At 74.6% G+C, this 2,001-nt stretch carries 3 protein-coding genes; all 3 read left to right on the top strand.

The features are described from left to right. On the top strand, nucleotides 1-639 hold a 639-nt coding region (locus FOE67_RS24035), incomplete at its 5' end, for a spermidine synthase (protein WP_182666934.1). Between the two features lie 72 nt (nucleotides 640-711). Next, nucleotides 712-1,212 carry a DUF4442 domain-containing protein gene (locus FOE67_RS24030; protein ID WP_182666933.1) on the top strand — a complete coding sequence of 167 codons (501 nt, stop codon included), beginning with the start codon at nucleotides 712-714 and terminating at the stop codon, nucleotides 1,210-1,212. Between the two features lie 81 nt (nucleotides 1,213-1,293). After that, a partial coding sequence (locus FOE67_RS24025; protein WP_182666932.1) for a DedA family protein occupies nucleotides 1,294-2,001 on the top strand: 708 nt, incomplete at its 3' end.

Genomic DNA, 2,001 nt, shown 5'->3' with positions numbered 1-2,001 from the left:
GAGACAGCCCTCCACCTGGGCGGGGGGGCTCTGACCCTGCCCCGGTGGGTGCAGCATCGGCGGCCCGGCTCCCGGCAGGTGGTGGTCGAGCACGACGCGGCACTGGCCGCCCTGGTGAGCGAGCACCTGCCGCTTCCGTCGGACGCCCCCATCCGGATCCGGGTCGCCGACGCCCGCGACGCGTTGGAGGAGGTGCCGGAGAACGGGGTGGACGTGGTGATCGCCGACGTGTGGGCGGGCAACCGGATCCCCGCCCGGTGCACCACCGTCGGATTCGCCCGGGCCGCCGCGCGGGCCGTACGGCCCGGGGGCGTGCACGTCGCCAACCTGGCCGACGCCGCCCCCCTGGACTTCGCGCGTTCCCAGCTCGCGGCGGCGCGGGAGGTTTTCGCCCACGTCCACGTGATCGCCGAGCCCTCCGTGCTGCGGGGGCGCCGGTACGGCAATCTCGTGGTGGTCGCCTCGCACCGTCCCCTGGACGTGACGGAACCGGCTCGACGGGTGGCCGCCGATCCCTTCCCGGCCCGGCTGGTGCTCGGCGAGGAGGTCGACCGGTTGATCGGGGACGCCCGCCCCCCGGCGGAGGAGGAGGCGGCCCCCTCGCCGGCCCCGCCGCCCGGCACCTTCGAGCTGCGCTGAGGGCGGCGGGGGAGCGGAAAACGGGGGAGCGGGCGCTCTTCCCCTGTGGCTACTCGTTGGTAATATCCGGCCATGAGCGGACCCCGACCCCCCGTGGGCGAACGATTGATCAACGCCGTCCCCCTGGCGCGCACCCTCGGTCTCGAGGTCGTCGAGGCCGGTCCCGACCGGGCCGTCGTCGTGCTCCCGGATCGACCCGCCCACCACAACCACCTCGGGGGACCACACGCCGGGGCGGCCTTCACCCTCGCGGAGAGCGCGAGCGGTGCCGTCGTCCTCGCGGCCTTCGGACACCTGCTGGACCGCGCCGTTCCCCTGGCCGTCCGCGCGGAGATCGCCTACCACAGGTTCGCGACGGGAGAGCTCGTGGCCACCGCCGAACTCGGGCGTCCCGCCGCCGAGGTGGAGACCGAGCTCGACGGTGGGACCCGCCCCGAGTTCCCCGTCCGGATCACCATCACCCGGGCCGACGGCGCCGCCACCGCCTCGATGACCGTCGTCTGGACGCTGCGCCCCGGTGCCCCGCCGGCCGCGGCACCCGGCGGCGGGGGAGAAGCCGACGCCCCGGGGTGACCCCGGGCATCGGTTAGGCTTCCCGCGTGCGCCGTCGGGCGCCACGCCGGGAAGCGGCACGGGACACGGGAGGACCGGCGGGTGGAGATCCAGGCATGGCTGGCGACGATTCCGCCGCTGGCGGTATACACGCTGGTCACCGTCGTCATTCTGATCGAGATGCTCGGCGTCCCCCTGCCGGGTGAGATCATCCTCGTCAGTGGAGCGCTGCTCGCCTCCCAGGGAGTCGTGGACCCCCTGTGGGTGGGGGTGTGCGCCACCTTCGGCGCCTGTGTCGGGGACTCCCTCGGGTACCTCATCGGGCGCAAGGGCGGCAGACCCCTGTTCACCCGACTCGGACGAAGATTCCCCCACCACTTCTCCGAGTCGAACATCGCCACGGCCGAGCGCGCCTTCGACCGCTGGGGCGCCTGGGCGGTCTTCTTCGGCCGCTTCGTCGCCCTCCTGCGCATCTTCGCCGGCCCCCTGGCCGGGGTGCTGCGCATGCCCTACGGGAAGTTCCTCGCCGCGGACCTGCCCGGTGGGGTCCTGTGGGCCGGGGGCACCACCGCGGTGGTCTACTACCTGGGGGTGATCGCCCAGGAGTGGCTGCACCGGTTCTCCTGGATCGGCCTGCTGCTCGCCGTGCTCGCCGGGGCCCTGAGCACCTGGTACATCAAGCGCCGCGCCCGCCGCGCCACCCAGCGCTTGATGGCCGCCGGGCCCGCCGACGCCGATGGCGCCCCCGGAACCGGGGCCCCCGTGTCGATCCCGGAGGGCGGATCGACCTCGCGGCCCGCCCCCGTCCCC

This window comes from Streptomyces calidiresistens (assembly GCF_014141525.1).
GTDB classification, from domain to species: Bacteria; Actinomycetota; Actinomycetes; order Streptomycetales; family Streptomycetaceae; genus Streptomyces; species Streptomyces calidiresistens.
Note: the sequence above shows the minus strand (reverse complement) of the source record. Positions and strands in the feature narration are given on the sequence as shown.

What these genes read in the sequence shown, in the direction of transcription:
- FOE67_RS24030 (WP_182666933.1), top strand. Translation starts at nt 712, where the DNA reads ATGAGCGGACCCCGACCCCCCGTGGGCGAACGATTGATCAACGCCGTC.